At 66.5% G+C, this 26,569-nt stretch carries 24 protein-coding genes and 2 pseudogenes; 13 read left to right on the forward strand and 13 right to left on the reverse strand.

All coding sequences use genetic code 11. The features are described 5' to 3' along the window. Window positions 1–7: 7 nt before the first annotated feature. The gene (locus tag B4U45_RS15910) at window positions 8–1,498 is read right to left on the reverse strand and encodes a flavin monoamine oxidase family protein (RefSeq protein ID WP_158006301.1); all 1,491 of its coding nucleotides are present in this window, start codon (window positions 1,496–1,498) and stop codon (window positions 8–10) included. Window positions 1,499–1,685: 187 nt separating this feature from the next. Between B4U45_RS15910 and B4U45_RS15915 the strand changes: the two genes are divergently transcribed. The 3 genes from B4U45_RS15915 (at window position 1,686) to B4U45_RS15925 (ending at window position 4,808) form a co-directional block, all read left to right on the forward strand. Then, entirely contained in the window at window positions 1,686–2,621 is a 936-nt protein-coding gene (locus B4U45_RS15915; RefSeq protein ID WP_219859447.1) for an enoyl-CoA hydratase, read from the forward strand. Window positions 2,622–3,178: 557 nt separating this feature from the next. Next, window positions 3,179–4,012 (forward strand): SDR family oxidoreductase, encoded by an 834-nt coding sequence (locus B4U45_RS15920; RefSeq protein WP_075545632.1) that lies wholly within the window; start codon window positions 3,179–3,181, stop codon window positions 4,010–4,012. Window positions 4,013–4,016: 4 nt separating this feature from the next. Then, window positions 4,017–4,808 (forward strand): SDR family NAD(P)-dependent oxidoreductase, encoded by a 792-nt coding sequence (locus tag B4U45_RS15925; RefSeq protein ID WP_075545633.1) that lies wholly within the window; start codon window positions 4,017–4,019, stop codon window positions 4,806–4,808. A gap of 34 nt (window positions 4,809–4,842) precedes the next feature. Here B4U45_RS15925 and B4U45_RS15930 read toward each other — a convergent pair whose 3' ends face one another. Beyond that, a complete protein-coding gene (locus B4U45_RS15930; protein ID WP_075545634.1) occupies window positions 4,843–6,411 on the reverse strand; it encodes an LCP family protein in 1,569 nt (522 codons plus the stop codon). A 268-nt stretch (window positions 6,412–6,679) separates the two neighbouring features. Here B4U45_RS15930 and B4U45_RS15935 point away from each other — a divergent pair, with 268 nt between their 5' ends. Both B4U45_RS15935 and B4U45_RS15940 read left to right on the forward strand, forming a co-directional pair. After that, entirely contained in the window at window positions 6,680–7,360 is a 681-nt protein-coding gene (locus B4U45_RS15935) for an LppP/LprE family lipoprotein (RefSeq protein WP_219859572.1), read from the forward strand. Window positions 7,361–7,414: 54 nt separating this feature from the next. Next, a complete protein-coding gene (locus B4U45_RS15940) occupies window positions 7,415–8,161 on the forward strand; it encodes a DUF2510 domain-containing protein (protein ID WP_075545699.1) in 747 nt (248 codons plus the stop codon). Window positions 8,162–8,185: 24 nt separating this feature from the next. On the opposite strand, the gene B4U45_RS15945 is transcribed toward B4U45_RS15940, so the two are convergent. The 6 genes and pseudogenes from B4U45_RS15945 to B4U45_RS15970 form a co-directional block, all read right to left on the reverse strand. Then, window positions 8,186–8,419: a hypothetical protein gene (locus tag B4U45_RS15945; RefSeq protein ID WP_075545635.1), complete on the reverse strand. Its 234-nt coding sequence runs from the start codon at window positions 8,417–8,419 to the stop codon at window positions 8,186–8,188. Between the two features lie 99 nt (window positions 8,420–8,518). Next, window positions 8,519–8,743 (reverse strand): hypothetical protein, encoded by a 225-nt coding sequence (locus B4U45_RS30430; RefSeq protein WP_371687269.1) that lies wholly within the window; start codon window positions 8,741–8,743, stop codon window positions 8,519–8,521. Between the two features lie 452 nt (window positions 8,744–9,195). Further along, window positions 9,196–9,630, reverse strand: a pseudogene (locus B4U45_RS30435) (serine/threonine-protein kinase); the annotation flags it as partial. Between the two features lie 238 nt (window positions 9,631–9,868). Then, window positions 9,869–10,015, reverse strand: a pseudogene (locus B4U45_RS29905) (type VII secretion protein EsxS); the annotation flags it as partial. A gap of 112 nt (window positions 10,016–10,127) precedes the next feature. After that, on the reverse strand, window positions 10,128–11,417 hold the full coding sequence (locus tag B4U45_RS15965) for a PPE family protein (RefSeq protein WP_075545638.1): 1,290 nt from the start codon (window positions 11,415–11,417) through the stop codon (window positions 10,128–10,130). Beyond that, the gene (locus tag B4U45_RS15970; protein WP_075545639.1) at window positions 11,414–11,620 is read right to left on the reverse strand and encodes a hypothetical protein; all 207 of its coding nucleotides are present in this window, start codon (window positions 11,618–11,620) and stop codon (window positions 11,414–11,416) included. The genes B4U45_RS15965 and B4U45_RS15970 overlap by 4 nt, the downstream gene beginning before the upstream one ends. Window positions 11,621–11,943: 323 nt before the next feature. Between B4U45_RS15970 and B4U45_RS15975 the strand changes: the two genes are divergently transcribed. Continuing rightward, window positions 11,944–13,092 carry a TDT family transporter gene (locus B4U45_RS15975; RefSeq protein ID WP_083154122.1) on the forward strand — a complete coding sequence of 383 codons (1,149 nt, stop codon included), beginning with the start codon at window positions 11,944–11,946 and terminating at the stop codon, window positions 13,090–13,092. A 15-nt stretch (window positions 13,093–13,107) separates the two neighbouring features. Here B4U45_RS15975 and B4U45_RS15980 read toward each other — a convergent pair whose 3' ends face one another. Then, the gene (locus tag B4U45_RS15980) at window positions 13,108–14,337 is read right to left on the reverse strand and encodes a multidrug effflux MFS transporter (RefSeq protein ID WP_240316516.1); all 1,230 of its coding nucleotides are present in this window, start codon (window positions 14,335–14,337) and stop codon (window positions 13,108–13,110) included. Between the two features lie 86 nt (window positions 14,338–14,423). On the opposite strand from B4U45_RS15980, the gene B4U45_RS15985 reads away from it, so the two are divergent. Further along, a complete protein-coding gene (locus B4U45_RS15985) occupies window positions 14,424–15,113 on the forward strand; it encodes a GAP family protein (protein ID WP_075545642.1) in 690 nt (229 codons plus the stop codon). 7 nt (window positions 15,114–15,120) lie between these two features. Here the strand turns inward: B4U45_RS15985 and B4U45_RS15990 are convergent, their stop codons facing one another. Next, window positions 15,121–18,255, reverse strand: coding sequence for a patatin-like protein (locus B4U45_RS15990; protein WP_082275244.1), 3,135 nt, complete (start codon window positions 18,253–18,255; stop codon window positions 15,121–15,123). 98 nt (window positions 18,256–18,353) lie between these two features. On the opposite strand from B4U45_RS15990, the gene B4U45_RS15995 reads away from it, so the two are divergent. Further along, window positions 18,354–19,229 (forward strand): alpha/beta fold hydrolase, encoded by an 876-nt coding sequence (locus tag B4U45_RS15995; protein WP_176357749.1) that lies wholly within the window; start codon window positions 18,354–18,356, stop codon window positions 19,227–19,229. A gap of 21 nt (window positions 19,230–19,250) precedes the next feature. Here the strand turns inward: B4U45_RS15995 and B4U45_RS16000 are convergent, their stop codons facing one another. Continuing rightward, window positions 19,251–19,514 carry a hypothetical protein gene (locus B4U45_RS16000; RefSeq protein WP_075545643.1) on the reverse strand — a complete coding sequence of 88 codons (264 nt, stop codon included), beginning with the start codon at window positions 19,512–19,514 and terminating at the stop codon, window positions 19,251–19,253. Window positions 19,515–19,613: 99 nt separating this feature from the next. Continuing rightward, on the reverse strand, window positions 19,614–19,994 hold the full coding sequence (locus B4U45_RS16005) for a hypothetical protein (protein WP_075545644.1): 381 nt from the start codon (window positions 19,992–19,994) through the stop codon (window positions 19,614–19,616). A gap of 209 nt (window positions 19,995–20,203) precedes the next feature. Between B4U45_RS16005 and B4U45_RS16010 the strand changes: the two genes are divergently transcribed. Then, on the forward strand, window positions 20,204–20,620 hold the full coding sequence (locus tag B4U45_RS16010; RefSeq protein ID WP_241780159.1) for a hypothetical protein: 417 nt from the start codon (window positions 20,204–20,206) through the stop codon (window positions 20,618–20,620). Window positions 20,621–20,640: 20 nt separating this feature from the next. On the opposite strand, the gene B4U45_RS16015 is transcribed toward B4U45_RS16010, so the two are convergent. After that, complete coding sequence (locus B4U45_RS16015; protein ID WP_075545646.1) at window positions 20,641–22,299, reverse strand: DHA2 family efflux MFS transporter permease subunit; 1,659 nt, start codon at window positions 22,297–22,299, stop codon at window positions 20,641–20,643. Between the two features lie 92 nt (window positions 22,300–22,391). Between B4U45_RS16015 and B4U45_RS16020 the strand changes: the two genes are divergently transcribed. The 4 genes from B4U45_RS16020 (at window position 22,392) to B4U45_RS16035 (ending at window position 26,533) form a co-directional block, all read left to right on the forward strand. Beyond that, entirely contained in the window at window positions 22,392–22,760 is a 369-nt protein-coding gene (locus B4U45_RS16020) for a cupin domain-containing protein (RefSeq protein ID WP_075545647.1), read from the forward strand. 29 nt (window positions 22,761–22,789) lie between these two features. Then, window positions 22,790–24,406 carry a thiamine pyrophosphate-binding protein gene (locus B4U45_RS16025; protein WP_371687268.1) on the forward strand — a complete coding sequence of 539 codons (1,617 nt, stop codon included), beginning with the start codon at window positions 22,790–22,792 and terminating at the stop codon, window positions 24,404–24,406. Continuing rightward, on the forward strand, window positions 24,403–25,398 hold the full coding sequence (locus tag B4U45_RS16030) for a 4-hyroxy-2-oxovalerate aldolase (RefSeq protein WP_075545649.1): 996 nt from the start codon (window positions 24,403–24,405) through the stop codon (window positions 25,396–25,398). Before B4U45_RS16025 ends, B4U45_RS16030 begins: the two co-directional genes overlap by 4 nt. 139 nt (window positions 25,399–25,537) lie before the next feature. Beyond that, complete coding sequence (locus B4U45_RS16035; RefSeq protein ID WP_176357747.1) at window positions 25,538–26,533, forward strand: NAD-dependent epimerase/dehydratase family protein; 996 nt, start codon at window positions 25,538–25,540, stop codon at window positions 26,531–26,533. Window positions 26,534–26,569: the final 36 nt, after the last annotated feature.

Below are 26,569 nucleotides of genomic sequence, written 5' to 3' on the forward strand. Positions count from 1 at the left end.
GCCAGGCTCAATCCGCGGCGAGCACCTCCCGGGCCGCCCGTTCGCCCGATTGCGCCGCACCACTCACACAGTGGTACGGGTACGTCGAGGTGTCGACGCCCGCCCAGTGGACACGTCCGACCGGCTCGCGCACCGCGGGCCCGAACCCGTGACCGGTCCACACTCCAGGTCCCATGCAACCGGCGAAATCCCCGCGGGTCCACTCGTCCATGGACCAGTTGAACTCGAAATAGGAGTCCGCGGCCGGGTTCTGCGGCGACACGGCCGGGAAGTGAATCCGTTCGGACAACTGCCCGCCGTCTGCGCCGAAGCGATGCGACATCTCTTTGAGAACCTGCGCTTTGCGCTCGGCTCGGGTCAGGTGGTTGAAATCGCGAGCTTTGTCACCGGCGAGGAAGACACTCATCAGGCCGGGTCTGTCGCTGCTTTCGTCGAACCCGCATTCCCGCGCGTTGGGGCTGTAATCGCCCGGGTAGATCGAAATGGATTCACCGACCAACCCGCGCCGGCGCCAAAAGGCCTCGTCGTAGCAGAGCCAGATTTTCCAAAACGCGCCGGTGGGGACGCGGTGCTGGAGTTGCGCCCGGTCCGGCGGCAAGATCGGATCGAAGTGGATGAAGTTTGTCATGGAGATGTTCGTCGCGACGATTACCCGGCGGGCCCGGACGGCGACGTTTTCCGCGCTTACCGTGACTCCATTGGCGTCCTGGGTGATCTGACGGACCGGTGAATTGAGGTGTACCGCTTCGGGGCCCAGCGTCGCCACTATCCGATCCGCCATTTGTTGCATTCCGCCGCGGACGCGATACTGCTGGGCCTGGCCCGGAGCCTGGCCGCTCATGTTGAAGAGCTTGCTGCGGTAGATCTTGAGGACAAACAGCCAGTGCAGCAACGAACACGCCGCGAGCTCCACCCCCGTATATCCGACTATCGCCGCGCCCAGCAGCGCTCTTGCCTCTTTGGTCATGATGTTCAGGTTGAACCAGGATTGAACGGTCATCTGGTCGGCTTCGCGGGTGGTGCCGGGTCCCAGGCTGACCGTAAACGGAAACCGGACGTCGTCCCACGGTGCTTCCGGATTAACCACTTCGGACATCTTTTCCATACTGAGTATGGCCTTGCTTAGATCCAATTTTGCTGCCATCGAAATCGGCGGCAGCGCGATTAACGGATTCGCATCATGGGCGTCGTAGGTGTGGATGTTGTTTTTCAAATCGACGAAGACGGTCTTTCCCCGGTCCCATTGTCCATAGACTTCGATTCCGAATTCATCCATGAGCCTGCGGACGTCCGGCTGTGCGTCCTCGTCGCCCACCCATTGTCCGTCGATCTCGAAGAGCGCACCGTTAGAAAGCTTTGCCGACCAGGTACGCCCGCCACCGCGGGGTCCGGCTTCGAACACGGTTACCGAGTGCCCCGCTTGATGAATGCGGTAAGCGGCGGTTAGCCCCGCATATACCGCCCCCACGACACAGAAATCCGATTGATGATGAGCCATTGCCATTCTCCCGGGGTCGGGCACGGCGTATTCACGCTACGCCTCGACGACCGGTGCCGCAGCAGATCTTTTCCAACGTGTGACGACGCATCGAGGGCCCGGCCCGCGCTCTTCTTACAGAGTCGCCGTAATCTGTAAAGTCGATGCCAGCCCCAGATGACCACGCGAGACAAGACAGGTGGGCGCAATGACACTCTCGGATCACGCCGGTGCCCAGGCCGACGGCGCCACCCCCGCCGAGCTGGTCGCATACGAGACCCTCGACGACGGGCGGATCGCGCGGATCTGGCTCAACCGTCCGGAGGCCCACAACGCGCAGAATCGAACCCTGCTGGTTCAGCTCGACGAGGCGTTCTGCCGGGCCGAGGCCGACGACGCCGTGCGAGTGGTGATCCTGGCCGCGCGGGGAGAAAACTTCTCCGCCGGGCACGACCTCGGGTCCGAGGCGGCGATGCTGGAGCGCAAGCCCGGACCGGCGCAGCATCCGACCTTCCGCTCCCACGGCGCCACCCGCGATGCGGTCATGGAAAAGCTGTACCTGCAGGAGTGGCACTTCTACTTCCAAAACACTTGCCGCTGGCGCGATTTGCGCAAGATCACCATCGCCCAGGTCCAGGGCAACGCGATCTCGGCGGGCCTGATGTTGATCTGGGCGTGCGACCTGATTGTCGCCGCCGACAATGCCAAGTTCAGCGACGTGGTGGCGGTGCGACTGGGTATGCCGGGCGTCGAATACTACGCGCACCCTTGGGAGTTCGGTCCGCGCAAGGCCAAAGAGCTGCTGTTGACCGGTGATTCGCTGGATGCAGACGAGGCCTACCGGCTCGGCATGGTGTCGAAGGTCTTTCCGGCCGCCGAGCTGGCGGAAAAGACCCTGGAGTTCGCGCGGCGTATCGCCGAGCGTCCCACTATGGCGGCGTTGCTGGTCAAGGATTCGGTCAACGCGGCCTCCGACGCCATGGGCTTCACCGAGGCGCTGCGGCACGCGTTTCACGTCCACGAGTTGGGACATGCCCACTGGGCCGCCCACAACCAGAACAGGTTCCCGGTCGGCCTGCCGCCCGACGTCGAAGACTGGCGTACGGCCAAGCCGACCAAGGTGGCCCGCCGCGATACGCCGTAGTGCCGCGAGTTTGGGTGACACCCGGCACACCGGTACCCGGAAGGGGCAGAGGTGTCCCTTCTGTTTTCGGCAGACCGATTGGGCGGTGTCGCTCAAACCTCTTGTGAGGGATGGCGTTCGGGGGATGTGTCAGGTGCTCACCGAATCGGTTGTCGTGCCGCCGCATCGAGCGCGCGGTGACGGCGTCGACGCTGCGCCCACGGGCGCGATTGTGCGTCCTGGGCGGAAGAATTGCCGCCCGATTGCCGCCCTTGATGCAATGTCAATGCCGTAGACGCACACTCGAAACCATCACGGCACACTCGGCGCCGACTCAACCGCATCAGCACCCGATTTCCATCTATCCACACCGTCCACACCCGAGCGCAGCCCCACGACCGGGAACAGCGACACCTTCACAGTCGCTAGTAGATGGGCAAGTCGCCGCCCAACTTCCCGAGAAACCGGTGAGACAGCTGTGACGAAAGTGTTCGGTGGCGCCGGGGACTCATGCCCGCGCCGACGGCCGCATGGTTCGATAACGAGAACCTGTTTCAGCTTCACCGTGAGGGGCTCGAATGCAGCTTTCCTTTCAAGACCGGACCTACCTGGTCACCGGCGGCGGCAGCGGAATCGGCAAGGGGGTGGCCGCCGGTCTGGTGGCGGCCGGAGCCTCGGTCATGATCGTCGGCCGCAACCCCGACCGGCTGGCGGGCGCCGTGCGAGAACTCGAAGCGCTGAAGGCACGCGGCGGATCCATCCGTTACGAGCCCGCGGATGTCACCAACGAGGAGGAGACCGCCCGTGCGGTCCACGCGGTAACGGCCTGGCATGGGCAGCTGCACGGCGTGGTGCACTGCGCCGGCGGGTCGGAGACCATCGGGCCGATCACCCAGATCGACTCGGCGGCCTGGCGTCGCACTGTCGACCTCAACGTCAACGGCACCATGTACGTCCTCAAACACGCCGCGCGCGAGATGGTGCGCGGCGGAGGCGGGTCCTTTGTCGGCATCTCCTCGATCGCGGCCAGCAATACCCACCGCTGGTTCGGCGCCTACGGGGTCACCAAGTCCGCGGTCGACCACCTGATGCAGTTGGCGGCCGACGAGCTCGGCCCATCCTGGGTGCGGGTCAACAGCATCCGTCCGGGACTGATCCGCACCGAACTCGTCGCGCCGGTCACCGAATCGCCGGAGCTGAGCCGCGACTACGCCCTCTGCACGCCGCTGCCGCGGGTCGGCGAGGTCGAGGACGTCGCCAACCTGGCGATGTTTCTGCTCAGCGACGCCGCCGGATTCATCACCGGGCAGGTGATCAACGTCGACGGCGGCCACATGTTGCGACGGGGCCCGGACTTCTCGGCGATGCTGGAACCGGTGTTTGGCCGTGACGGACTACGCGGAGTGGTCTGAGGCCATGGAGCGACTGCACGGCCAGCGGATCCTGGTGACCGGCGCCGCCTCGGGGATCGGCCAGGCCACCGCGCTGCGGCTGCTCGACGAGGGGGCCGCGGTGGTGGGCAGCGATATCGCGGCCGACGGCTTGGCCACGACAGCGGCCCGCGCCGCCGAGGCCGGGACCGGTGGCACGTTCACCACCTGCGAGATGAACGTCGCCCACGAGCGATCGGTGATCGAGGGGGTGCGTCGCGCCGTCGAGACCCTGGGCGGCCTGGACTCACTGGTCAACGCGGCCGGCATGCTGCGCGCCGGGCACACTCACCAGACCGGCATCGAACAGTGGAATCAGATCATCGCGGTCAACCTGACCGGCACCTTTCTGGTGGTCCGGGAAGCCCTGCCGGCGCTGCTGGCCAACCAGCGCAGCACGATAGTGAATTTCAGCTCCACCTCGGCGGCGTTTGCCCACCCGTACATGGCCGCCTACGCCGCGAATAAAGGCGGCGTGCAAGCCTTTACGCATTCCCTGGCAGTCGAGTATGCGAAGCGCGGTCTGCGGGCGGTGTGTGTGGCGCCGGGCAGCATCAAGTCCGGCATCACCGATGCCACCGGCGGTTACCTTCCGCAAGATGCCGACTGGTCGCTGTTCACCCGGCTGCTGCCGGTGCTGCCCACCACCGAGACATCCAGCGGCGCCGGAATGGCAGATCCGTCGGTGGTCGCCGGCGTCATCGCCATGCTGGTGTCGCAGGACGGTGCATTCATCACCGGCACCGAAATCCGCATCGACGGCGGGACGCACGCCTAATTCACGCACCGCGAACAGCGCCCCGTTGCGCGCCTTAATTCACGCAGGGAACTCCACCGCCGTCGATCGGCTTGCCGTGATCGGGCGTCGGGTATGTGCTGGTGGTACCGCCGCTGTAATAGGTGTTGTAGGTGTTCCCGGCCGTCCCGTTCGATGTCCCGGTCGATGTGGTGGTGCTGCTCGTTTCTTGGGATTCGTCGAGGGTCGGCATCGCGAAGTCGGTGTCCACGGTCAGCTGAATGTGTCCGGGCGCCAGGCTGGGGTCCGCTTTCAACGTATCGACGTCGAGCAGGTTGGCCAGATTCTGTGCGTCGGTTTGGGCGCCGGCGCCGTATTTGATCGTGCTGGTCGACGGATCGCCGGCTTGGCGGTCCCGGACCTGGCCGGCGGTGTAGCCGCGCTTTCGCAGCACGCTGGACACCTGGCTGGCCATCCCGCTGATGCTGCCGGCATTGACCACATCGACGACGGTGGACGGGTTCGGCTTCGCGGCCGGGGTCGTGGTGGTCGCTGCCGGGGCGCCGGTGCCGATCGCCGCGGCTACCTCGGCCTTGATCGCGGCCGGGTCGATGATATTGACGTCTTGGCCGTCGATGTTGTCGTAACGCACCACGGGCAGGGTCCGGAACTCGACGTTGCCGCCCGCCAGTTCGCCCATGCGGCGGAACAGGTCCTCATCCCAGCCGGCCGACAACACGACGTCCTTACGAGCCACGGCCATCAGGCTGTCGAGGCGGTCCAGGTTGGTGAAGGTGCCCGAATCCTGCAGATCGTGCATCACCGACGACAGGAATGCCTGCTGCCGATGGGTCCGGTCCAGGTCCCCGTTATCCAGGCCGTGACGCTGCCGCACGAACGCCAGCGCCTGGGTCGCGTCGAGTCGCTGGCGTCCGGCCGGAAAGTCGGCGCCCGAATACGAGTCGTACACGGCGTGGTTGAGACACACCTCGACGCCGCCCAGCGTCTCGGCCAGGTCATAGAAGCCGGCCAGATTGACCTCGGCGAAGTAGTCGATCGGAACGCCGGTCAGGCTGCGTACCGCCCGTAGGGTCGCGGCCCGGCCGGCCTCGCGTCCCCGGGTCTCCAGCTCTCGCTGGGAGCTCACGCCTTGGTTGGCCAACTGCTGCGCGACGTACTGCTTGGTGAGCCCGTACGCTTCCTTGATCTTGATGTGGTTGTAGCCCGGAACGCCGGTGAAGGGCACCCAGTCGTCACGGGGTATCGAGAAAGCGACGACCTTTCCGTCGGCGCCGACGTGCACGAGGATCAGGGTGTTGGTGTTGTAGCCCCCCTGGTCGGAATCACCGGCGTGCAGGTGTTTGAGGATCGACCACGGCAGGTCGTTGCCCTCCTGGTCTTTGCGGGAGTCCAGCCCGATCAGCAGGATGTTCATGTTGTTGCCGGTGGACCGCGGGTCCTCGGCGGTCAGGGCCTGCGAAATGGTGATGCCGCTCAGCGCGCCGTGGGCCACCCAATATCCGGCCCCGGTCATGCCCAGGGCCACCACGGAGACCAGCGTCATGAAACTGCGCGACAGCCGTCGGCGCAGCGGCGACGGCTTACGGACAGCGCGACGGCGGTGACGTCCGCCCGAACGACCCATCACATGCCTCGACCCGTCACCGGTTCACCGGACGGCACCGGGCCGGCGGTTTGCGGGGACGTCGCTTGCTGCATGCCGTCTAGTATGCGGCAGATTGCTGCGCTGCCCCCACTCCAGATGCGCGGATGTGGGCAGATTCACCCGCTGAGCAGCGGCTACTCCGCGGCCGGTTCATTTCCCCTACCTGCACCTTCTGGCTACAATTCGCCAAGCTCGGAAGTACCGGGAGGCATCTGCCGCCCAACAGGGAGGGGTGTCGGGCACCAACATGGCATCGGGCGATATCGACCCTAACTGGCCCCCGCCGGCCTACGAGCCGTCCGACGCTGTCGATACGACTCCACCGTCGGGGCCGGCCCGGTCCGCGCGCGCCGTCTGGCTGGTGGCGGCGGTCCTAGCTGTCCTAGCCGTCGTAGCGCTCGTCATCGTGGCGGTCGTGGTGTTCTCGGGCAAGCCGCGTCCCGGCGCCGGTCCGTCGGCGGCGCCCACGACCGCCCCGTCGAACGCGCCGACGACGACGTCCACCCCGCCCGCGGGCCCGTGCGGGCCGGATGAGGCAACCGCGGTATCCGCGGCGCTCGCCCAGCTTCCCCCGGACAAGAAAACCGGCAAAGCGTGGAATCCCACCCCGCAGTTCAGTGACTACGATCCGTGCGCGGACCTATCGGCGGTGGTGGTGACGGTGGTGGATGCCACCCGCAGCTCACCGGACCAGGCGCTGATGTTTCACCGCGGGGCGTTCGTCGGCACTGCCACCCCGGTGGCGTATCCGTTCACCGAATTGGAGGTTCCGGCCTCCACCGACGACCTGGTCGTCCTCACCTACCGGACCAGACAAAGCTGTGATGCCTGCGATGACGGCACCCTGACCACCGTCGGGTTTCAGTGGCAGGGTGACCACGTCCAAATGCTCGATCCGCCCCCGGAGTCGTTGGACTCACCGCCGTGATCCGGCGCACCCGGCCGAGCCCTCACCGACCCCGACGTTGAATGGAGCGTGACCGTGCCGACCTCACCGCCGGCAGGCTGGTATTTCAATCCCGACGGTTCGGGCGGACAGCGATATTGGGACGGTCAGCACTGGACCGAGCATTGCCGGGCAGACCGCTCGACGGCACGCTCACCGTTTCGGGCCGTTGCCAACGGGGTGCGCCGGGGCTGGTCGGGGATGCCGGCGGCACTGCGGCTGCTCATTCCCATCGCCTTGGTGCTGATGTTGGTCGGAATCGGAGTCGCGTTCTGGGTGAAATCACCCCGCGATGACTGGGCGCGCCTGCCGAGGCGGCTCAACTGCCAGCTGCAGGACGGACCGAAGCCGCCCGACAACCTCACCGTGGCGTCCGTGGACGTCGGTCATCCCCGAAGCGGCGTGTTGCAGCTGGTGGTTCGATTCGCGCAGCCGTTGCCGCAGTCGCCCGCGGGTAACCACTCGTCCGGCTTCGTGGGTTACGTCCTGACGTACAGTGTCGCCAACAACGGCAAGAAGTTCGTCGAACTCGGCCCGGAACAGGACACCGACGACCTAGCCATCATCCGCACCCAGGACGCCGCCAGCACCGATGCGTCGATGCGGCCGGACCGGGACACCAATGCCCGCAGGATCACCCCCGACACCATGCAGATCAACCTCGAGCTGAAGCGGCTCGGCGTCGAAAATCAGCCGGTGATTCCCGAGCTCACCATCGACTCTCAATTCAACACGCCGTCTACCACGACCGTGCAGTATGCGCCGCAAGTCTGCCGGGGCTAGCCAAACCCGTTATGCGCCTTGCGCTTACGAGATTTCCTCGCCGGAGGTGTAATACCAGCGGATGTTGGTGCCGGTGATCATTTCCAGGAGGAAGACCCCCAGTGGTTCGACCTCGTAGTAGTAGTGAAGGTTGCCGTTTGCGTCCAGCGTGCTGGCGCAGCTGCGGCTCGGTGTCCCGCACCGTTGCTTGATCGGCATGGCTAGCGCGGCGATCAGTAGCAGGACCGAAAACCACACCGCAAGCGGGACTCTTCTCAATGCGAACCTCGTCTGCGAAGAAAGCATTACTGCAGGCAGTGTATGTGGCTCGCGAAGCGTCTTGGCCCGCATCGAGCAACCGAAATCCGGACCGATCGGTTAGGGTGAGCACCTCGCCACGGAGGTCGGAGACATACACGGTGCCAGTGGTGTCCACCGCCAGGGATTGGGGGCGGTGAAGCCCGCTGAACGGCAGCTCGGTCTCGGCGAACGAACCGGACGCCAGCTGCACCACCGGTTGTTGTAGTAGTCGCCGACGTAGACGGCGCCACCGGGGCCGACCGCGACCGGGGTGGGGCCGTTGAGCCCGGTGAACGGCAACACGACCGGTGCCGGCCGGAGCGGCTCGGACGGTCCCGCGGCCTGCGAGAGGGTCTGGGCCGTCGGGTTTCCCGCGATCGCGCCGACCCCGACGACAGCGATGACCAAGGCAGCGGCCGCACCGCCGAGTTGCCAGGGCTTGCGCCGGTGCCATGCCGGCGCGCCCTGTGAGGGCGGTCGTGTGGCCGTCTCCGATCGGGCTGGCTGCTCGGCGGTGCCGCTGTTGTCGGGTGTCGCGTCGGGCCGCCGCGGTTCCGCCGGCGTTGCGAGCCGCGGCGGCCAGTTCCCGGGCGGTGGGGTAGCGCTGGTCGGGATTCTTGGCCAAACCCCGGGCGATCACCTCGTCGAAACCCGGCCGGCAGTTCGGGCTTGACGTCGGTGGGACGTGGCGGGTCCTGTGTCGTGTGCCCGGTGAACTGCTGTTCGAGCGTTTCACCCGGAAACGGCAACTGCCCGGTGAGGCATTCGTAGAGCACACACGCCAACGCGTAGATGTCGACGCAGGCATCGTTGGTCCCGTCGGTGAAACGCTCCGGCGCCATGTAGCCCCAGGTGCCCAGGATCGAGCCGGTGTAGGTCAATTTTGGGGCGGCTTCGCCGCGGGCGATCCCGAAATCGATCAGGTAGACGAACTCGTCGGCAGTGATCAACAGATTGGACGGCTTGACGTCGCGGTGCACCAATCCCTGTTCGTGGGCGGCGTCGAGCGCCGCCGCCACCTGCTCGACGATCGTGACGGTCAGCTCTGGGGTCAGGTGACCGTCACGGTTGAGCAGGGCCGGCCAGCTCACCGAGGACGGGTGAGACGCGCCGCAACCGGCCTTGGGCCGCGGCGCGAGACGGCTCGCTACGTAGGCACCGGCCCGGGTACCGGCTGGATTGTGATCCACTGCGCCACCGGAAGAACCCTGTTGGCCATCAGGCTGGCTCGCGCTGAGCGTGCCACGTCGCCGCCGTTCACCCAATCGAACGTGATCCGATTCCTGCGTATGTCAAATCCATCGTCATTGCGAGCTTCGCAAGCTCCCGGGAATTTTTCATGTAGTCGCGCGCAAGTTGGGTTTTCCATCGCGTTTCAAAATTCCCCCAAATGATGACGGTCGACTTAAATAGCGTGCAAAACAAGGGTGCTGCTGCATCCGCGGCCAGATATGTGCCTGCGGCCTCACCGAATTTGGCCTGCGCGATATCCAGCAGCGCATTCACCTTGGCGGCGTCCGCTGCAACCCGGGCATGCGAAGCCTGAAATGTCACGGCCGACTCGCCATACTGAAACTCTTACGTTGATATCGCTCACTGTTCAGCCGAGCCAATACGGTGAGGCAACAACGCCGCCTTGGCGACAAGCGCGGATTACGAAGCCGCTAAATGAACGCTTAAACCGGGCTCAAACGGCTGCGCCGACGAACTCGTCCTCGCCTGGCGCCCCAGCCAACTCCGGCGTCCAGCTAGCGGGCAGCATCGGCAGCCGCGCACTATCACCAAATCCGGCACCCAGACTGGCCAATCCGGCAGGTTGAGCCCCAGAACCCGTGGCGAGGGTCCCCGCACTGCCCATATCAGCCGCGGCCTGACCAGCAACGGCCACCGGCATCGGTGCCAGACTCCCCGCCCACACCCCCGACACCAACTGTGTCTGCGACACCACCGCAACCGCCGGCCCCACCGTGTCCACCGCCATCGCCGAAGCAAAGCCAGCCGCTCGGGCCGCAGAGCTGGCGCTTGCCGCAGCCGCCGCCGGACTTGCCAACACCAGCCCCTCGACCAAATTGTCAAACAGCGCCGGACCAACCGCGCCGAGATTTCCGGTCAACCAGCTGATTATTCCTACGATGATCTCGTAAGTGGCCAAAAAGGGTGTCGTTATGACTTGAAGCGCCAGACCCGCCATGCTTGTAATCAGGCCCCAGACGTTAGCCAGAATGGAGTCGGCTATTCCAGTCTGTCCCATTAACACGGCTAGGCCGTAGAAGAAGAGGCCAAACGGGACGAGAAAGAGGACAACCGGCAGCAGGATCCAGAACGCGGGTATGCCAACCAGCTCCGTGACGATAATCCCTAAAATATCGCGCAGGATTTGCCATATCGGGAAGGGTGCGAGGGCGGTTTGGGTGAGGGCGGCGGTGGTGGTGCTGCCGGGTTTGATGATGACGGGTGCGGGGGTGGTGTGTGGTGTGGTGGCCAGTGCGGTTGTGGTGATGGCTTCATAGACGCTCATGGTGGCGGCGGCTTGGATCCACATCCGTAGGTAATCGGCTTCGTTGAGCGCGATCGGGATGGTGTTGATGCCAAAGAAATTCGTGGCTATCAGTACTGCGTGGGCGACGTGGTTGGCGGTCAGGTCGGTTAAAGTCGGCATCGCCGCCAGGGCGCCGACATATGCTGTTGCCGCGGATTCATGAGCCGCGGCGGTGGCCGCAGCGTCGGCACTGGCCTGAACCAACCACGCCAGATAGGGTGCGTAGGCTGCTGCGCAGAGTTGGGCGCTGGGTCCTTGCCAGGCCCCGGCGCTGACCGCGGCCAGCACCATGGTGAGTTCTTCGGCCGTGGCGGCATAGTCGGTGCTCAGTGATGACCACTGCGTTGCGGCAGCTAACACCGGGGCCGGGCCCGGGCCGGCGCTGAGCAACGTCGAATGCACCTCCGGGGGGCTGGCCAACCAGATCAGCGCGCTCATGCCAGATCGCCGGCGGGTCCGTAGGAGACCGCTGCGGCGGCATCGCCGGCGGCGTAACTGGCCGAGCCCTGGGCTGTCGGTGCTTCAGAGCGGGCCAGCTGTTCGAGCCCTGCCGCCGCGTGGGCGCCGCCCAGCTGCGCGCTCCGCGCCTCGATCCGTGCAGCCGAAGCTGCCAAACCCTCCGGAACCACCCACAGCGTCACAACAGCTCTCCCATCGCAAATGCTTTCAGATGCCCCGTCTTTCAAACATCACGCCGAAATGCGGTGTCGAAACGGTCGATCGATTGCACCATGGCGCCCGACGCCGAACAAGGGAGAAGTCCATGCATACGCTCGCTCAAACCTTAAATGAGAGTTATCAATTCGCGAATCGCGGCACTGCACAGGTTGCGCCGTGGGTTGTGCTCGACCACTCACTCAGTGCGCAGCGGGCGGTGCGCCATCGCGGCGCACAGTGCCCGGGCGGGCGGCTCCGGACTGCCGGGTCCTCGTCGAAGCTGCTACGCCGGTAGTGTTGCTCAGCTATGGCCACCGCAAGCTCGGCGGATGCTTCGTCGGCGCCCACCCGGGTGGAAGTGCTCGGCAATATCGGGCCCAACTGGTTCGCCTCGGTCATGGGCACCGGAATCGTGGCCATCGCCGGGGCCACCCTGCCGGTCCACCTGCCGGGGTTGCACGCCTTTGCCGAAGCGGTCTGGGTGATGGCGACGGTCCTGCTGGTCGTGCTGATCGTTCTGGTTGGCGGTCACTGGCTGCGCCACCCCACGGTGGCCCGCACGCACGCCCGCAATCCGCAGATGGCCCACTTCTACGGCGCCGCACCCATGGCGCTGATGACCGTCGGCTCGGGCGCAGTGCTGGCCGGCGCGCACCTCATTGGCGAGCGCATCGCCGTCGACCTGCACTGGGTGCTGTGGAGCGCGGGAACGCTCGGCGGCCTGTTCACCGCCGTCAGCATTCCGTTCCTGATGTTCACCCAGCTTCGGGTGGAGCCGGACGCGGCATTCGGTGGCTGGCTCATGCCGGTGGTCCCGCCGATGGTGTCGGCCGCGACCGGGGCGCAACTACTCCCGCACATGCCGGCGGGCACCGGCCGCGAGACCATGCTCTACGGCTGCTACGCGATGTTCGGACTGTCGTTCGTGGCGTCGCTGAACATCATCGCGATGATCTGGAGCCGGCTGGCGTTGTACGGCACCTCCGGCTCGGTGCGGGTGCCGACACTGTGGATCGTGCTGGGGCCGCTGGGCCAATCCATCACCGCCGCAGGACTTTTGGCGGCCGGTGCGCTAACCGGCGCGGTGCCGCACGAGCTGGCCGAGGACATGGCCGGGTTCGCGATCATCTTCGGGGTTCCGGTGTGGGGTTTCGCGGTGCTCTGGATTGCCTTGGCCACCTCGCTGACGGTTCGAACCTTGCTGCGCGGCATGCCATTTGCCCTGACATGGTGGAGCCTCACCTTCCCGGTAGGCACCTTCGTCACCGGTACGTCGCAGCTGGCCGTGCACACGCAGCTGCCTGCGTTCAAGGTGGCCGCCGTCATCGGATATGCGGGCTTACTCGCTACCTGGGTTCTGGTGACCCTTCGCACCGCCAAGGGCAGTCTGCGTGGCACGCTGCTGGTGCCGCCCAGCTCGGCACCGGTCACGGTCGGCAAGAACTCGCAGTCCTGACCGAGCCGGCAGGCGTCAATGTGCCGGTTGCCGGACTCGTCCGTACCGGGCCATGGCCCAGGCGAGCAACACGAATGCTGTTGCGCCACAAGCCGCGAACAACAGCCCCAGCGGTGTCTGGGTGCGTTCATGGAAGGCGCCGACAGCCGCCATGGCGGCGCTGACCACGAGATAACCGATGCCGCTCACCAGCCCGCCGATCAATCCGAGATTGCGGGTGAACAAGCCCATCGCCAGGCCGTACATCTGCGGGCAGAGCACCCCGCACCCGGACAACGCCAGACCGGAACCGATGGTGAGCGCCCACGCGTCGTTTCCGATCAGCAGTCCCGATCCGACCAGTATCGAGGTGCCGATGCCGAAGACCGTCAGCGCGCCCATGGCGAGCCGACGCGCCGAGATGCGCACCGCCAAAATGCCGCAGGCCAGTTCTCCGAACAGGTTAGCCACCCCGACGATCAGTGCCATCAAACCGTAAGCCGCCGGCGAGAAACCCAGGTTCTGCTGGTACAGGAAGGGTCCGGCCACCCCGAAGGCAAGCTGCGCCGAGGCCATCAGGCCGAAAACCAGCACGAAGCTGGTGAACACCCGATGCCGCAGCGCGGCGGCCAGCACCCGGATGATCGGCCTCGGGTGGACCGGTGAACGCTTCTGCCGCGCAAGCGTTTCGGGCAACAGCAGCACCACGACCACCGCGGCGAGCGCGGCCAACCCCGCGATCGAGGCGAACACCAGCCGCCAGTTGAGAAACTGGACCAGCACCCCGCCGGCCGCCGGCGCCAGCACCGGCGCCAGCCCCCACGCGACGCCGAGTAGTCCCGACACCGATGTCAATCGCCGACCGCGGAAGCAATCAGCGGCAATGGCGTAAGGCACCACCATGCAGGCGGACGCGGCCGCGCCCTCGGCGAAGCGCGCCGCGAGAAGCACCGGCACGCTGCCGGCTAGCGCACACAGCACACTGGTGGCGACAACGATGCCCAGGCAGGACAGCAGGACCGGTTTGCGGCCGCGGGCGTCCGCGACGACTCCGACGGGGACGAGCGCCAAACTCATCCCGAGGAGGTAGGCCGCCACGGTGTGTTGCATCGCCGTCGGCGAGGCGCGCAGATCGACGACCATCTGTGGCAGCGCCGGGGTGTAGAGGTCCAGCGGGATCTGGCTCATCGGCACGACGAACATCAGGATCGCTACGAGATACCGTGGCGGCGACGCGGGCCCATGTTCGGGATACGCGTCCCTCACAACGCCGGATCATAGACCGGATCGTCGCTCGTCAAGGCGAATCCCTGGGAGATCCAACCCCCGGGGCGCGGTGCGGTGGCCGGTCGATGCGAAGATTTCAGCCCGTGACAGCAAATTGGGGCACGGTGCTGGCCCCGCTGATTCCGCTCGCGCTCGTGATCGCGGTTTCGCCGTTGACGGTCATCCCGGCGGTCCTGGTGCTGCACGCGCCGCGGCCGCGGCCGACGGGCCTGGCATTCCTGGGCGGCTGGCTGTTGGGACTGGCGGCGGTGACCGCGATCTTCATCGCGGGCTCCGGTCTGCTCGGCGGCCTGCACCGGACGCCGCCGGCCTGGGCATCCTGGGTGCGGGTGGTCCTTGGTTCGGCACTGATCCTGTTCGGCGGCTACCGCTGGCTGACTCGCCATGGACACGCCGAATCGCCGCGCTGGATGCGGTCGTTCTCGACGATTACGCCGCGGCGCGCCGGTATCACCGCGGCGGTGCTGGTGGTGCTGCGACCCGAGGTGCTGATCATTTGCCTGGCGGGTGGATTGGCTATCGGCACCAGTGCGCTCGGCGTTGCCGGTAAGTTGATATGCGCCGCGATCTTCGTCGCGCTGGCCGGGAGTACGGTCGCCTTCCCGATAGTGGGTTACCTGAGTGCCGCCGATCGCCTCGACGAGCCGCTGACCCGGCTCAAAGACTGGATGGCGAAGAACCACGCCGCAATGCTGGCGGTGGTGTTGGTGTTGATCGGAGTGATGGTGCTCTACAACGGGATCCGTGCGCTATGACGTGCTTTCACCGGCGTCCGGGCTTGGCGGCCGCGATGACCGTGATGCCCAGCGCGACCGCGCCCACGGCGATCAGCGGCCGCCACCACTGTTCGCCGAGCCAGTAGATGTTGGCGCCGAGCAGACCGGGATGGTCGGCGTCGCCGAACAGCCAGCTGCGTACGACGGGCGTTGCCAGCGCAAGCACCGCGCCGGCCAGCGTGACCGATAGCAGCGCAAAGAGCGACCTGCTGGAGAACTGCCATGTTCCCAGGACGATCAGATAACTGCCGGTTCCGGCCATGATCAGGCCGGTGACGCCGAGCACCGTTGCCGATTGAATCGCGGTGGCAACACCCAGGATTAGCAGCATGACGCCGACCATGATCGTGGTACGGGCGATGCCTTTGGTCAACGACACCACCCGGTATCCACCTAGCGCCAGCGTTCGCAGGGTGACCACGGACGGTTTCAAAGCGCTGGGCAGCAACCGAATTGAGCCCGCCGCCGCCGAGGCGGTCGCGACGGCCTTCGCCAGGGTTTGCGCCATCAGCGGTGATCGCTTGTCGCTGGCGAATGATTCGCCCGCGACCGGGTTCTCGTTCAAGAGAGCGTATTTGGCGTCCCCCTGCGTTGCGGCCAACACTTTCTTGGCCCAGCTGCGCGATGTTGTCGGGCTCCAATCCGGTCGCTGTCCCGGCTGCGGGTCGATCACCGTGTTGGCCAGTGTGTCTAGCTCCTCGTCGAGGATTCGCTGGTGCCACGCCTGCGCCAGCCACAGCGCCGTCAGCGGAATGCTCGTCGGCAACGGCATCGTCGGGTCGTCGAGAAATGCCAGCTCGTCGAGCACCATGTTTTCGGTGAGTAGCTGCTCAGGGCCGCCACCAAAGGTCGGCAGCCGGTAGCCCGAACGCGGAAACTCAGGTGCGCCCAGGGTTTTGAGTTGACGCAGAAACCACTGCGCGCGGCTCTCCGGTCCGGGCGTGCCGACCCGGGTCTGCGCGATCCAATGCACACGTCGGGGGTTCAGCAGGACATGGACCAGCCAGCCGGCTCCGTCGAGCCGTCCCCACATCCAGTCGTTGACGCGCCAGGACCGCTTGTAGAAGGCGCCGAACTGATGGAACTGCATGCCGGTGAGCTTCTGCTGGGCACTGCGGCAGTCGGGCGCGAGCAGACTGCGGGTATCGGCACTGACCTGCACGAGCTCCACCGGCTGCTCGATCCCCGAATCTGCCGGCAGCATGGCCCGCTGTGTCGCGGCCAGATCGAACAATTTCGTCGCTATCGCCGTGGGGTCGTCGCCGGTCCCCAGGTAGTCCAGGTAGGTGTCGAGCGCACTGGGACCGACGCGATCGTGTGACAGCAACCCGCCCCGATCGGCGCCGGCGGCAGCCGCGGCGTTGGCGCACAACCGTTTTAGCGTGTCATAGCCGTTGACCAAGGCGTCGCCGAGCCGGTCCCAGGCGTCCTGTTGCACCGCCAACTGTTGGAGATAGCCGTCGGCGATCAAGGCGGCGGCATCCTTGAGCGACCCTTCGCGGATGGACGTGTTCTCGCATACCGCGCGAACAAGATCACCCAGGTCGACCGCGGTGGGCGACGGGCCCGCGGCATGGATGGTGCCGGTGAGCGCCGCCAATTCGGCGATATCGGAGTCGGACTTCGCCAGGTGGTATGCCGCCTGGGCGACGGCGAGCGCGCTGCCCTTGGCAAGCTCGTATGCCGGCTGGCCATACCGGGCGAGGTCGGCGGTGCTCTCGGGTAGCGGCTGGTGGGGCGGTTGCGACCAACATCTCAGCAGCGCCTCGGTGATGTGTTGGCGGCACGCCTTCTCGGTATCGACTGCCGCCAGTTCGGGCTCCCAGTTCTTGGGAACCCGTTCGGTTGCGGTGCTCGACGCCGGTAGCCAGCTGCCCAGCTGGCGGAACAGCGCATCGGTCAGCTCGCGCGCATGTTTTTGCGCCTCCCGTGACTGGTAGTCGGCCAGCAGCGGCGGGGTCAGTAGCCGAGAACCGTGCGGCAGCGTCGCGGCCAACTCGGCCAGGCGCAATTTCGCGTCGATCCGCGCCGCCGTGCGGTCCTGATGGGCGCGAATCGCTCGCAGGTCGGTGGCGATGGACTGAGTGGTGATCGCCCCCAGATCCCGCAACAGGCTGGCGAGCAGCCCGAGCCGCTCGTCGGCGCTGTCCGGGGCCGTCTGCTGCACCAGGTTCGGTGGGGGTCCGGACGACGGCACGACGAACAGCAGCACCCGGCGCACCGGACGCCGGGCGGGGCGGTCGCAGATGCGTTTGAGCAACACGTCAATGGGCCGGTTGTCGAGCAGGCTGCCGTCGGCGACCCAGTGCGGACGGGTGATATTGGCGTACGGCGCCATCGGTGGTCGGGCCGGGACAGCGCCCTGCGCGGGGGTCCCCTTCATGAAGGGCACGAACGAGGGTTCGAACGCGAGGGGAAACGAGGCCGAGCTGCGCGCGGCCAGCGCCAGAGCCGAGGCGATGCCATGGTTCGTCAGGTCTGCCTCGGTGAAGGTGAACAGGCCACGCCGGTTGACGTATTGGACGCGGGTGCCGAACGAGTCGGTGAAGCTGCTCGCCTCTCCGGACAGCAGGGTTGTCGTGATGTACAGGGTGGTGGACGGGATCCGGATACCGCCGGGAAACTCCGCAGGCGGGAACGGACCGGTCTCGAGTCTGGGTAACTGCGTCGCCAGCGTGGCGAACAGCTTCTCGTCGCCGTACAGCAGGGACGGCGTGAACTCGTCTCGCGGGTCTCGCAGCAGGTCGGTCAGGGACCCTAGATCAAGCCACAGGTCACGGAGCCCACCGAGATCGGCGCCCGAGATGCGCGACGACGCAAGCAAAGCTGCGTTGATGCCGCCCCCGCTTGTCCCGGACAGGATGTCGACGTCGACGATCATGTCGAGTAGGTCGATGAGTTGGGCATAAAGCCGCAGGGATGCCGTCGACTCGGTGGTGAGCCGGCTGTTCGTCGGGAAGGTGCCGCCCGCCCTGCGCCATTGCGAGGCTTGCGCGAGCAGGTTGAGCTCGCGCGCGACGCCGGCTATCCAGACCGCGAGACTGACTCCGCCCGTCATCATCGTGGCGAGTCGCAGTTCCAGCGTCAGCTGGGTGACCGGTGTCGGCTTTTCGAATGCCATCGCGCACCCTTCAATGTCGGGGGGCCGGCTGACCGAGCCGAGTCCCGGGGCTTAGATTAGCCAGCCGGGGCTGCGTCGGAGCGTCTTAACATCAGCTGATGACGACTGCACCGGAATCGTTTTCGATCCAGGGGCCGGGCGGTGTCCGCATCGTCGCCGACCGATTGGGTGATCCGCGGGCGCGCGCCGTGGTGTTCCTGCACGGCGGCGGGCAGACCCGTCGCTCCTGGGGCCGGGCGGCTGCCGCCGTGGCCGAACGGGGTTGGCAAGCTGTCACGGTCGACTTACGGGGCCACGGCGAATCGGACTGGTCCAGCGAAGGCGACTATCGCGTGGTGAGCTTCGCCGGCGATGTCCGGGAGCTACTGCGCGGCCTGCCGCCGCGCCCGGTGCTGGTGGGCGCGTCGCTGGGTGGGTTCACCGCGATGCTGCTCGCCGGCGAGCTCGCGCCGGGTATCGCCAGCGCGGTGGTGTTGGTGGACATCGTGCCGAACATGGACCCGTCCGGGGCGAATCGGGTGCACGCATTCATGGCCAATCGGGTGGAATCGGGGTTCGGTTCACTCGACGAAGTCGCGGACATGATCGCCGAGTACAACCCGCATCGCCCACGACCGTCCGATCTGGAAGGTCTGACCACCAACCTCCGCCGCCGCGGCGATCGCTGGTATTGGCATTGGGACCCGCAATTCATCAGCGGCGCCGCGGCGTTTCCCCCGATCGAGGTCACCGACGCCGACCGCCTGTACGCCGCCGTTGGGGCGATTCTGGATGGCGGCGTGCCCATGCTGCTCGTTCGTGGCCAGATGAGCGACCTGGTCAGTCAGGAGCGTGCTGAGGAATTTCTGTCCCGCTTCCCGCAGGTGGAGTTCACCGACGTGTGTGGTGCGGGGCACATGGTGGCCGGTGACCGCAACGACATTTTCGCCGGCGCTGTCCTGGACTTCCTGGCCCGACGGGTCGACGACGCGTGACGTCGGTGCGCGGCCGACGGGTCAGCGATCGAGCGCCCGGGTGAGGAGATTCTTGATTTCGGCGGTGGAGGTTTCCAGCGAACGGATGCGTTGGTTGGAGTCGTCGGCGGTGGCTCTCATCTCACCGGCGTAACCCCGAAGCACGTCGGCAAGCAGTTGCTGCGTTTCGCCGAAGGCCTTGATGGCCTCGACCATCGAACGGTAGTCGGCCTGCGATCTCTCGACTGCCGCGACGCGCGCTTTCAGATTTGCCAGGACGCCGTCGAGATCCTCTGGTGTGGCCACGTCGGCATCGTAAGGGTTGTGCGGATTGATTACCGGAATTTCCTCCTAGCCGGGTGGCCGGTTCACCGGCGCCGAGATCCGCGGGCGGCGTTGCGGGCGTCAGGAGGCCATTCCGGCATCGATCAGGCTTTGCACTCCGCTGGCGCAACCACGCAGGAAGTCGGCGTCATTGACCCCGGTGACGGCCTGCACCGAGGCCAGTTCCCTGGCGCAGACCTTGTGCACCTGGCTGGAGATGACGATCGCGTCGTCCGGAAAGCCCATGGCGCGCATCCTGCTGACCGTGAAACCGCCATCCTGGACCGCCTTGGTGTAGCCCAGCTGGTAGGACGGGCCGGTTTCGGCGACGTCGGCAAAAGCGGGCGCGGAGGCCAGCAGGGCTGCTCCGGCGGCGGCGACGACGAGCAGGCGAGCGAGCCGCCCGGCGGTGCGGCGTTGTGACGGCAAGGCGTGGTTCGTGGTGGCTGCGCTGTCTGCCATGGCGTTAACCCCGATCTGGTCCGGTGAGGATCTCGTTTCGTGTGACGGGCCTCCGTGCCGTCTCAACACCTCACAGCGAGTACATTACGTTATATGTTCCAAAAATGGAATAGTCTCCCGAAAAAAGATCATTGCCCGCCCCAATCCCGCTCAGGTTCCACTAGCGCGTCTGAATTGACGCGTGCCGGAACCGGCACTACGTTGGTGGGATGCCAAGACTTAACCGAGCGGGTAAGGACCTTGGCCGCGTGCTGGAGTGGCTGCTCAACCGCGACGTTCCGGACAGCGAAATCGGTTCCGCGCTCAAACTGCCCAAAGCCACCTACTCCCGCCGCAAGGAGGCCGACGACTTCCCCGACTTTGCCGAGCTCATCGCGGTCGGTGAGTACTTCGATCTGTCGCCGCGGGTGCTGCAGATCGCGTTCGGCTGGCGCGGCGAGGACGAGCTGATCCTGCTCGACATCGACGAGATGCGCCAATATATGGAACAGGCCGGTGTCGCGCTATTCGGCAACGAGCGGATTCGCCGCTATATCGAGCAACGCGAAGGCGCCGACTACCCGTTGGCCGCGGCAATCCTGAAGATGGGCGCCAAGGGTGCGAGCCCGGCTACCGAAGGCAACTGACCCGATACCGCCGGCGGGTGCTACGAATCCGCCTCGATCAGCCGTACCCGGGGCGTGGCCCGTTTCGGCAGAAACGACGCCGGAATAGCGATCATCGCGGTCAAGACCATGGCGACTCCGAACACCCCGGTGTAGGAGAGCGCCAGGTCGTCGGCGAGGTGCTCGGCGAAGTCGGGGGCGCGCACCTGTGGCGGCAGGGACAGGTCGGCGGAAAAGCCTCGCCGGGCCGCCCGTTCCCGGATCGAATCGGCTTGTCTGGCCGCGGCAATGGCGGCGCTGCCGTTGAAGCTGCTGGTCAGGATTACCGACATCAAGGCGGTGCCGACGGACGCGGCGACGTTGTGGTTGACGTTGAACAGCGTCGAGCCATGGGCTACTTCGCTGGAATTGAGCGTGTGCACGGCCGCCCAGGTGACCGGAACCATCAGACAGGCGGTGCCCAGGCCGAAAAGGCCGAGTCCCCCCAGCAGCACGGTGAGGTCGATGCCCTGGTGGCGGATGGCGTAAACAAACATGCCCATGCCGACGACGGTCACCGCTATGCCGACCAACACCACGTTGCGCGGTCCCCGGGTTTCCATCAGCCGCCCGACGATCGGCATCACCGTGGCAGCGGCCACGGTCTGTGGGATGAGCAGCAGTCCCGACTGCATCGGGGTCTTGCCGAGCACCTGCTGGAAGTACGCCGGAAACAATAGGCAGCTGCCGAAAAAGGTGATGGCGAACAGGAACCGGGTCGCGTTGGCGGCCGCGACCGACCGATTCTTGAGCAGCCGCAGATCGATCAGCGCACAGTCGCTCCGGCGCAGCGCGTGGTGGGCGAAAGCGCCGATCAGCAGCACACCGGTGGTGGCAGGTGCCCAGACATACGGGTCGGCGAAGGTGCCGCGCCCGGGCAGCTGTGACACTCCGTAGAGCAGCAGCACCAGCCCCGGCGACAGCAGCGCCATGCCGATCACGTCCAGCGACTCCGCTGGCAGCGAATCATCTTGGGGCAGCGTCAATCCCGCCAGCAGCAGGGTCACTACTCCGATTGGGAGATTGATCAGGAAGATCCACTGCCAGCCGAACGAGTCGATCAGCCAGCCGCCGAGAATGGGTCCGACGATGGGGGCCAACAAGACGGTGATCATGCTGATCGTCATCACCCGGCCCAACCGCGCCGGACCCGCCGCGCGCGCCAGGATGATCAGCTGCAGCGGCAACAGCATCCCGCCGCCGAAACCCTGCACCGCCCGAAAGGCCACCAGCAGTGCGATATTCGACGCCAGCGCGCACAGCAATGATCCCGCGGTGAACATCAGCACCGAGGCCATCAAGAGCCGCTTGGTGCCCAGCCGATTGGCCAGCCAGCCGGTCAGCGGGATCACCGCCGCCAGCGCCAAGGTATAGCCGGTCGATGCCCAGGCCACCACGGCCTGGGTCGACGAGAACTCCTCGATGAACGTCCGCTGCGCCACATTGACGACCGTGGTGTCCAGCGTGACCATCAGCGGCAGCATCATGCACGTCACGGTGATCAGCAACAGCCTGGAATCCAGTCGGCAGTCCGCCCCGGGATCCGGCGCGGCGCGGCGGCCCGCTGTCCGGGCATCATCGTCCAGACGCTGTTGGCTTCTGGCATGAGTGCTGGCTACAGTCGTCGGCGCGTGCGGTGCCCGACCCGCCTGGCGGCGCATCGTGTCACTGTATCTCCTGAAATGGCTGCCTAAGGCGCTCTTTCCAAGGATCTGCCAAGGATTCGACCAGCACCCGCGCCGACGCTGTGCCCATGTTCGTCAGCAACGTCAGGGATGCGCAGCCGTTTGTCGCGGCGGACCACTCCGAGGTGCGGCTGTTGGTCGACCGGTTGAACGTGGGCATCGCGTCGGTCAGCCTGGCGCACGCCACGGTGGCGGCCGGCTCCGAAACGGTGTGGCACCGCCTGGAAAACACCGACGAGATCTATTTCGTGCTGTCCGGCAGCGGCCTGGTGTTCGTCGGATCGGAAACCCGAGCGGTGGGCAGCGGCGACACCGTCTGGATCCCGTCCGGGGTGCCGCAGAAGATCCGCAATCTCGGTCGCGACCCGCTGGTGTTCCTGTGTGCCTGCGGTCCGGCCTACGCCCCCGAATGCGACACGCGTCAGGTCCGGCCGTGACGACGGTCGGCGACCATCTGGTCAACCGGATGCGCGAGGCCGGCATAGCTGTGCTGTGCGGGCTCCCGACGTCCCGGCTCGACTCCTTGCTGGTGCGTGTTGCCCGCGACGGCGACTTCAAGATCGTGCTGACCCGGCACGACGGCGGCGCCGGCTATCTCGCCGACGGCTACGCCCGGGCTTCCGGCCGGCCGGCCGCGGTCTTCGCGGCCGGACCCGGGGCCACCAACGTGGTGACCGCCGTGGCCAATGCGTCGGTAAACCAGGTGCCGATGCTCGTTCTTACCGGCGAGGTTTCGGTCCCTGAATTCGGTATGCATTCGCAGCAGGACACCAGCGAGGACGGGCTCGGCCTGGGTGCGGTCTTTCGCCGGCTGTGCCGCAGTTCGGTGTCGATCGAATCGGTGGCCAACGCGCGGTCCAAGATCGACCGCGCCTTTCGGGCGCTGGCCAGCATCCCGAGCGGACCGGTGCACATCGGCCTGCCGCGCGACCTGGTGAACGAGGTGCTGCCCGTCGACCCGGTTGGGATGGGCGCCACCGGCCGCGCCGCCGCCGCACTTCTCACCTCGAGTGGTACCGAGATCGCCGACGCGGTGATCGATCGGCTGCAGCGCTCCGTTGCGCCAATGCTGTTGCTGGGCAACGGGTGTCGCGGGGACGGGATCGGAGCCGGAATCCTCGCGTTCTGTGAGAAAGCTGGGCTTCCGTTTGCGACAACCCCCAACGGACGCGGAGTCGTCGCGGAAACGCATCCGCTTTCCCTCGGCGTGCTCGGGTTGTTCGGCGACGGCAGGGCCGAGGACCATCTTTTCGGCACGCCCTGCGATCTGCTGATCGCGGTCGGCGTCTCCTTCGACGGCTTGGTCACGCGCTCGTTTTCGCCGCGCTGGAGCGGGCTGCGAGCCGAGGTCATCCACGTCGATCCCGACCCGGCGGCGTTCGGCCGCTTCGTCGCCACCTCGCTCGGCGTCACCGCCACCGCCCGGGGCTTCGTGGCATCGCTGAGCGCCCGGCCGGTGCGATCGTCGCGACCGGTTACGGTGCCGGCGCGGGTTTCGTTGCCGGTCCCGCCAACCCGAGGCGACGCCATCCATCCGCTGGCGGTCATGCGGGAGCTGGACGCGCTGCTGGCGTCGAACAGCACGCTCTGCACGGATTCCGGGACCTGCATCTATTGGGCCTTTCGCGGGATACCGGTGCGAGCGCCCGGCGCGTTCTTCGCCACCGTCGACTTCGCCCCCATGGGATGCGGTGTTGCCGGCGCCATCGGCATGGCTCTGGCCCGGCCCGGCGAACGTGTCGTCTGCATCGCCGGCGACGGCGCTTTTCTGATGCATGGCACCGAGGTCTCCACGGCCGTCGCGCAGCGACTCCCGGTCACCTGGGTGGTCTTGAACGACGGGCGGTTGAGCGCCACCACCGCGGTGATCCGCGGGCGCATGGATCCGTCGCCGCTGGCCTCGACCGGCGTCAACGACTTGGCCGCGATGGCCAATGCCCTTGGCGCGCAGGGTATTCGCGTCGACAATGCCGCCGATCTGCGCGCCGGTCTGGAAAAAGCCCTGGTTGCGACCGGCCCGTGTGTGGTCGACATCGCGATCGATCCGGAACTCAACACACCCGAGATAGGAGTCGGAAAATGACACGTGAACCGGTCATCCTCGACACGACCATCCGCGACGGCAGCTACGCGGTCAACTTCGGTTACCGCGATGACGATCTGCGCACCATCATCGGCGATCTCGACGAGGCGGGCATCCCCTATATCGAAATCGGGCACGGTGTCACCATCGGCGCTCCGGCCGCGCAGGGGCGGGCGGCTCAGACCGACGAAGAGTATTTCCGCACCGGTCGCGCCGTGGTGCGCAAGGCGAAACTGGGCGCGGTGATCGTCCCGGCCCTGGCGCCCATCGAGGCGGTCGACCTGGCCGGCGATTACCTCGACTTTCTTCGGATGTGCGTGATCGCCACCGAACTGGACAGCTTCGCGCCGTTTATCGAGCGCGCGCAATCCAGGGGACTGGAGGTTTCGGTCCAGCTGGTCAAGTCTCATCTGTTCGAGCCGCAGGTTTTGGCCGGCGCCGCGACGCGGGCCCGCGATCTGGGCGTGCGAATCGTCTACGTGGTGGACACCACGGGCACGTTCCTGCCCGAAGACGTGCGGCGCTACGTCGAGGCCATCCGCGACGCGACCGATGTCAGCGTCGGTTACCACGGGCACAACAATCTGGGCCTGGCCGTCGCCAACACGCTGCAGGCGTTCGAGGCGGGGGCCGATTTCCTGGACGCGACGCTGATGGGCGTCGGGCGCGGAGCGGGCAACTGCCAGACCGAGTGCCTGGTCGCCGCACTGCAGCGCCGCGGAAAGCTGGCGGGCATCGACGTGGACCGGCTTTTCGACGCGGCGCGATCGGACATGCTGGGACGCGCACCCGACAGCTACGGCATCGATCCGTGGGAGGTCTGCTTCGGATTCCACGGCCTTGATTCGCTGCACGTCGAGCACGTGTGGGCAGCGGCGCAACAGGCCGGCCTCGCGGTGTCCCGCGTGATCCGTCAGATCGCGAAAGATGCTGCCGGGCCATGGCTTTCACCCGACGACATCGATCGGACGGTCGCCGCAATGCGCGGCTGAGGCCGGTGCTTGAAGGAATCCGCCAGTACCACATAAGGGGACATAGATGCGCGTCACTGCAACCGGAGCTCACCCAGCCGCCACCAGAATTCACACCGCTTCCCGAATCGCGCAGCTGTTCGCGCGCAGCGGCCATGCGGTGCGCACGCTGGTCACCGGCAGCTCCGGGCACCTCGGTGAGGCCCTGGTGCGGACGCTGCGCGCCCGCGGCGCCAACGTCGTGGGCCTCGACTCCCGGCCCTCGGAGTACACGAATGTCGTTGGCTCGGTGACGGATTCGGACTTGGTGCGCGAGGTGATGGCCGGGGTGGACGTGGTGTACCACGCGGCGGCCCTGCACAAGCCGCAGCTGGCGTTCGTCGCAGGCCAGGAATTTCTGGACACCAACATCAGCGGCACGCATACCGTGCTGGAAGCCGCGGTCGCCGCGAAGGTGCGCGCCTTGGTCATGACCTCCTCGACAACGGTGTACGGCGACGCGCTGGTCCCGCCGGCCGGCCGGCCCGCCGCGTGGATCGACGAGTCGGTGCCGCCGGTGCCGAAGAACATCTACGGCGTATCGAAGGTCGGCGCGGAGGACCTCTGCCAGTTGGCGCACCGCAACCACGGCCTGCCCTGCGTCGTGCTGCGCGCGTCCCGCTTCTTCGCCGACGGCGACGACATGCCGCAGCTGTACGACGGCCGCAGCGACGACAACATCAAGGCCAACGAATATGCGTTTCGCCGGGTCGCGCTCGAAGACGTCGTCGACGCGCACCTGCGAGCCGCCGCGCGCGCCCCACACCTCGGGTTCGGCCGGTATGTCGTCTCGGCCACCACGCCGTTCACCCGCGAGGACCTCGCGCTGTTGCGCACTGACGCGGCAACGGTTTTCGCCCGGCGGGCACCGCTGGCCGCGCGGGTGTGGCAGCGCCGCGGGTGGCGCTTTCCGGACCGCCTGGACCGGGTGTACGTCAACGCTCGGGCCCGGCACCACCTGGGCTGGCGCCCGCGCTTCGACCTCGACTCCATCGCCGCGCGGGTGGCCAGTGGTGAGCCGGTCCAGACGCCGCTGTCGCTGCAGGTGGGCGCCAAGGAGTACCCGAGCAGTTCCTATCACCTCGGCGTGTTCCAGCCGATGGCTGTGGGGATCTAGGAAGGGCATGCTGTAGTTGCGGTGGCATCCCGCCGG

The organism is Mycobacterium persicum, from assembly GCF_002086915.1.
Classification (GTDB): Bacteria; Actinomycetota; Actinomycetes; order Mycobacteriales; family Mycobacteriaceae; genus Mycobacterium; species Mycobacterium persicum.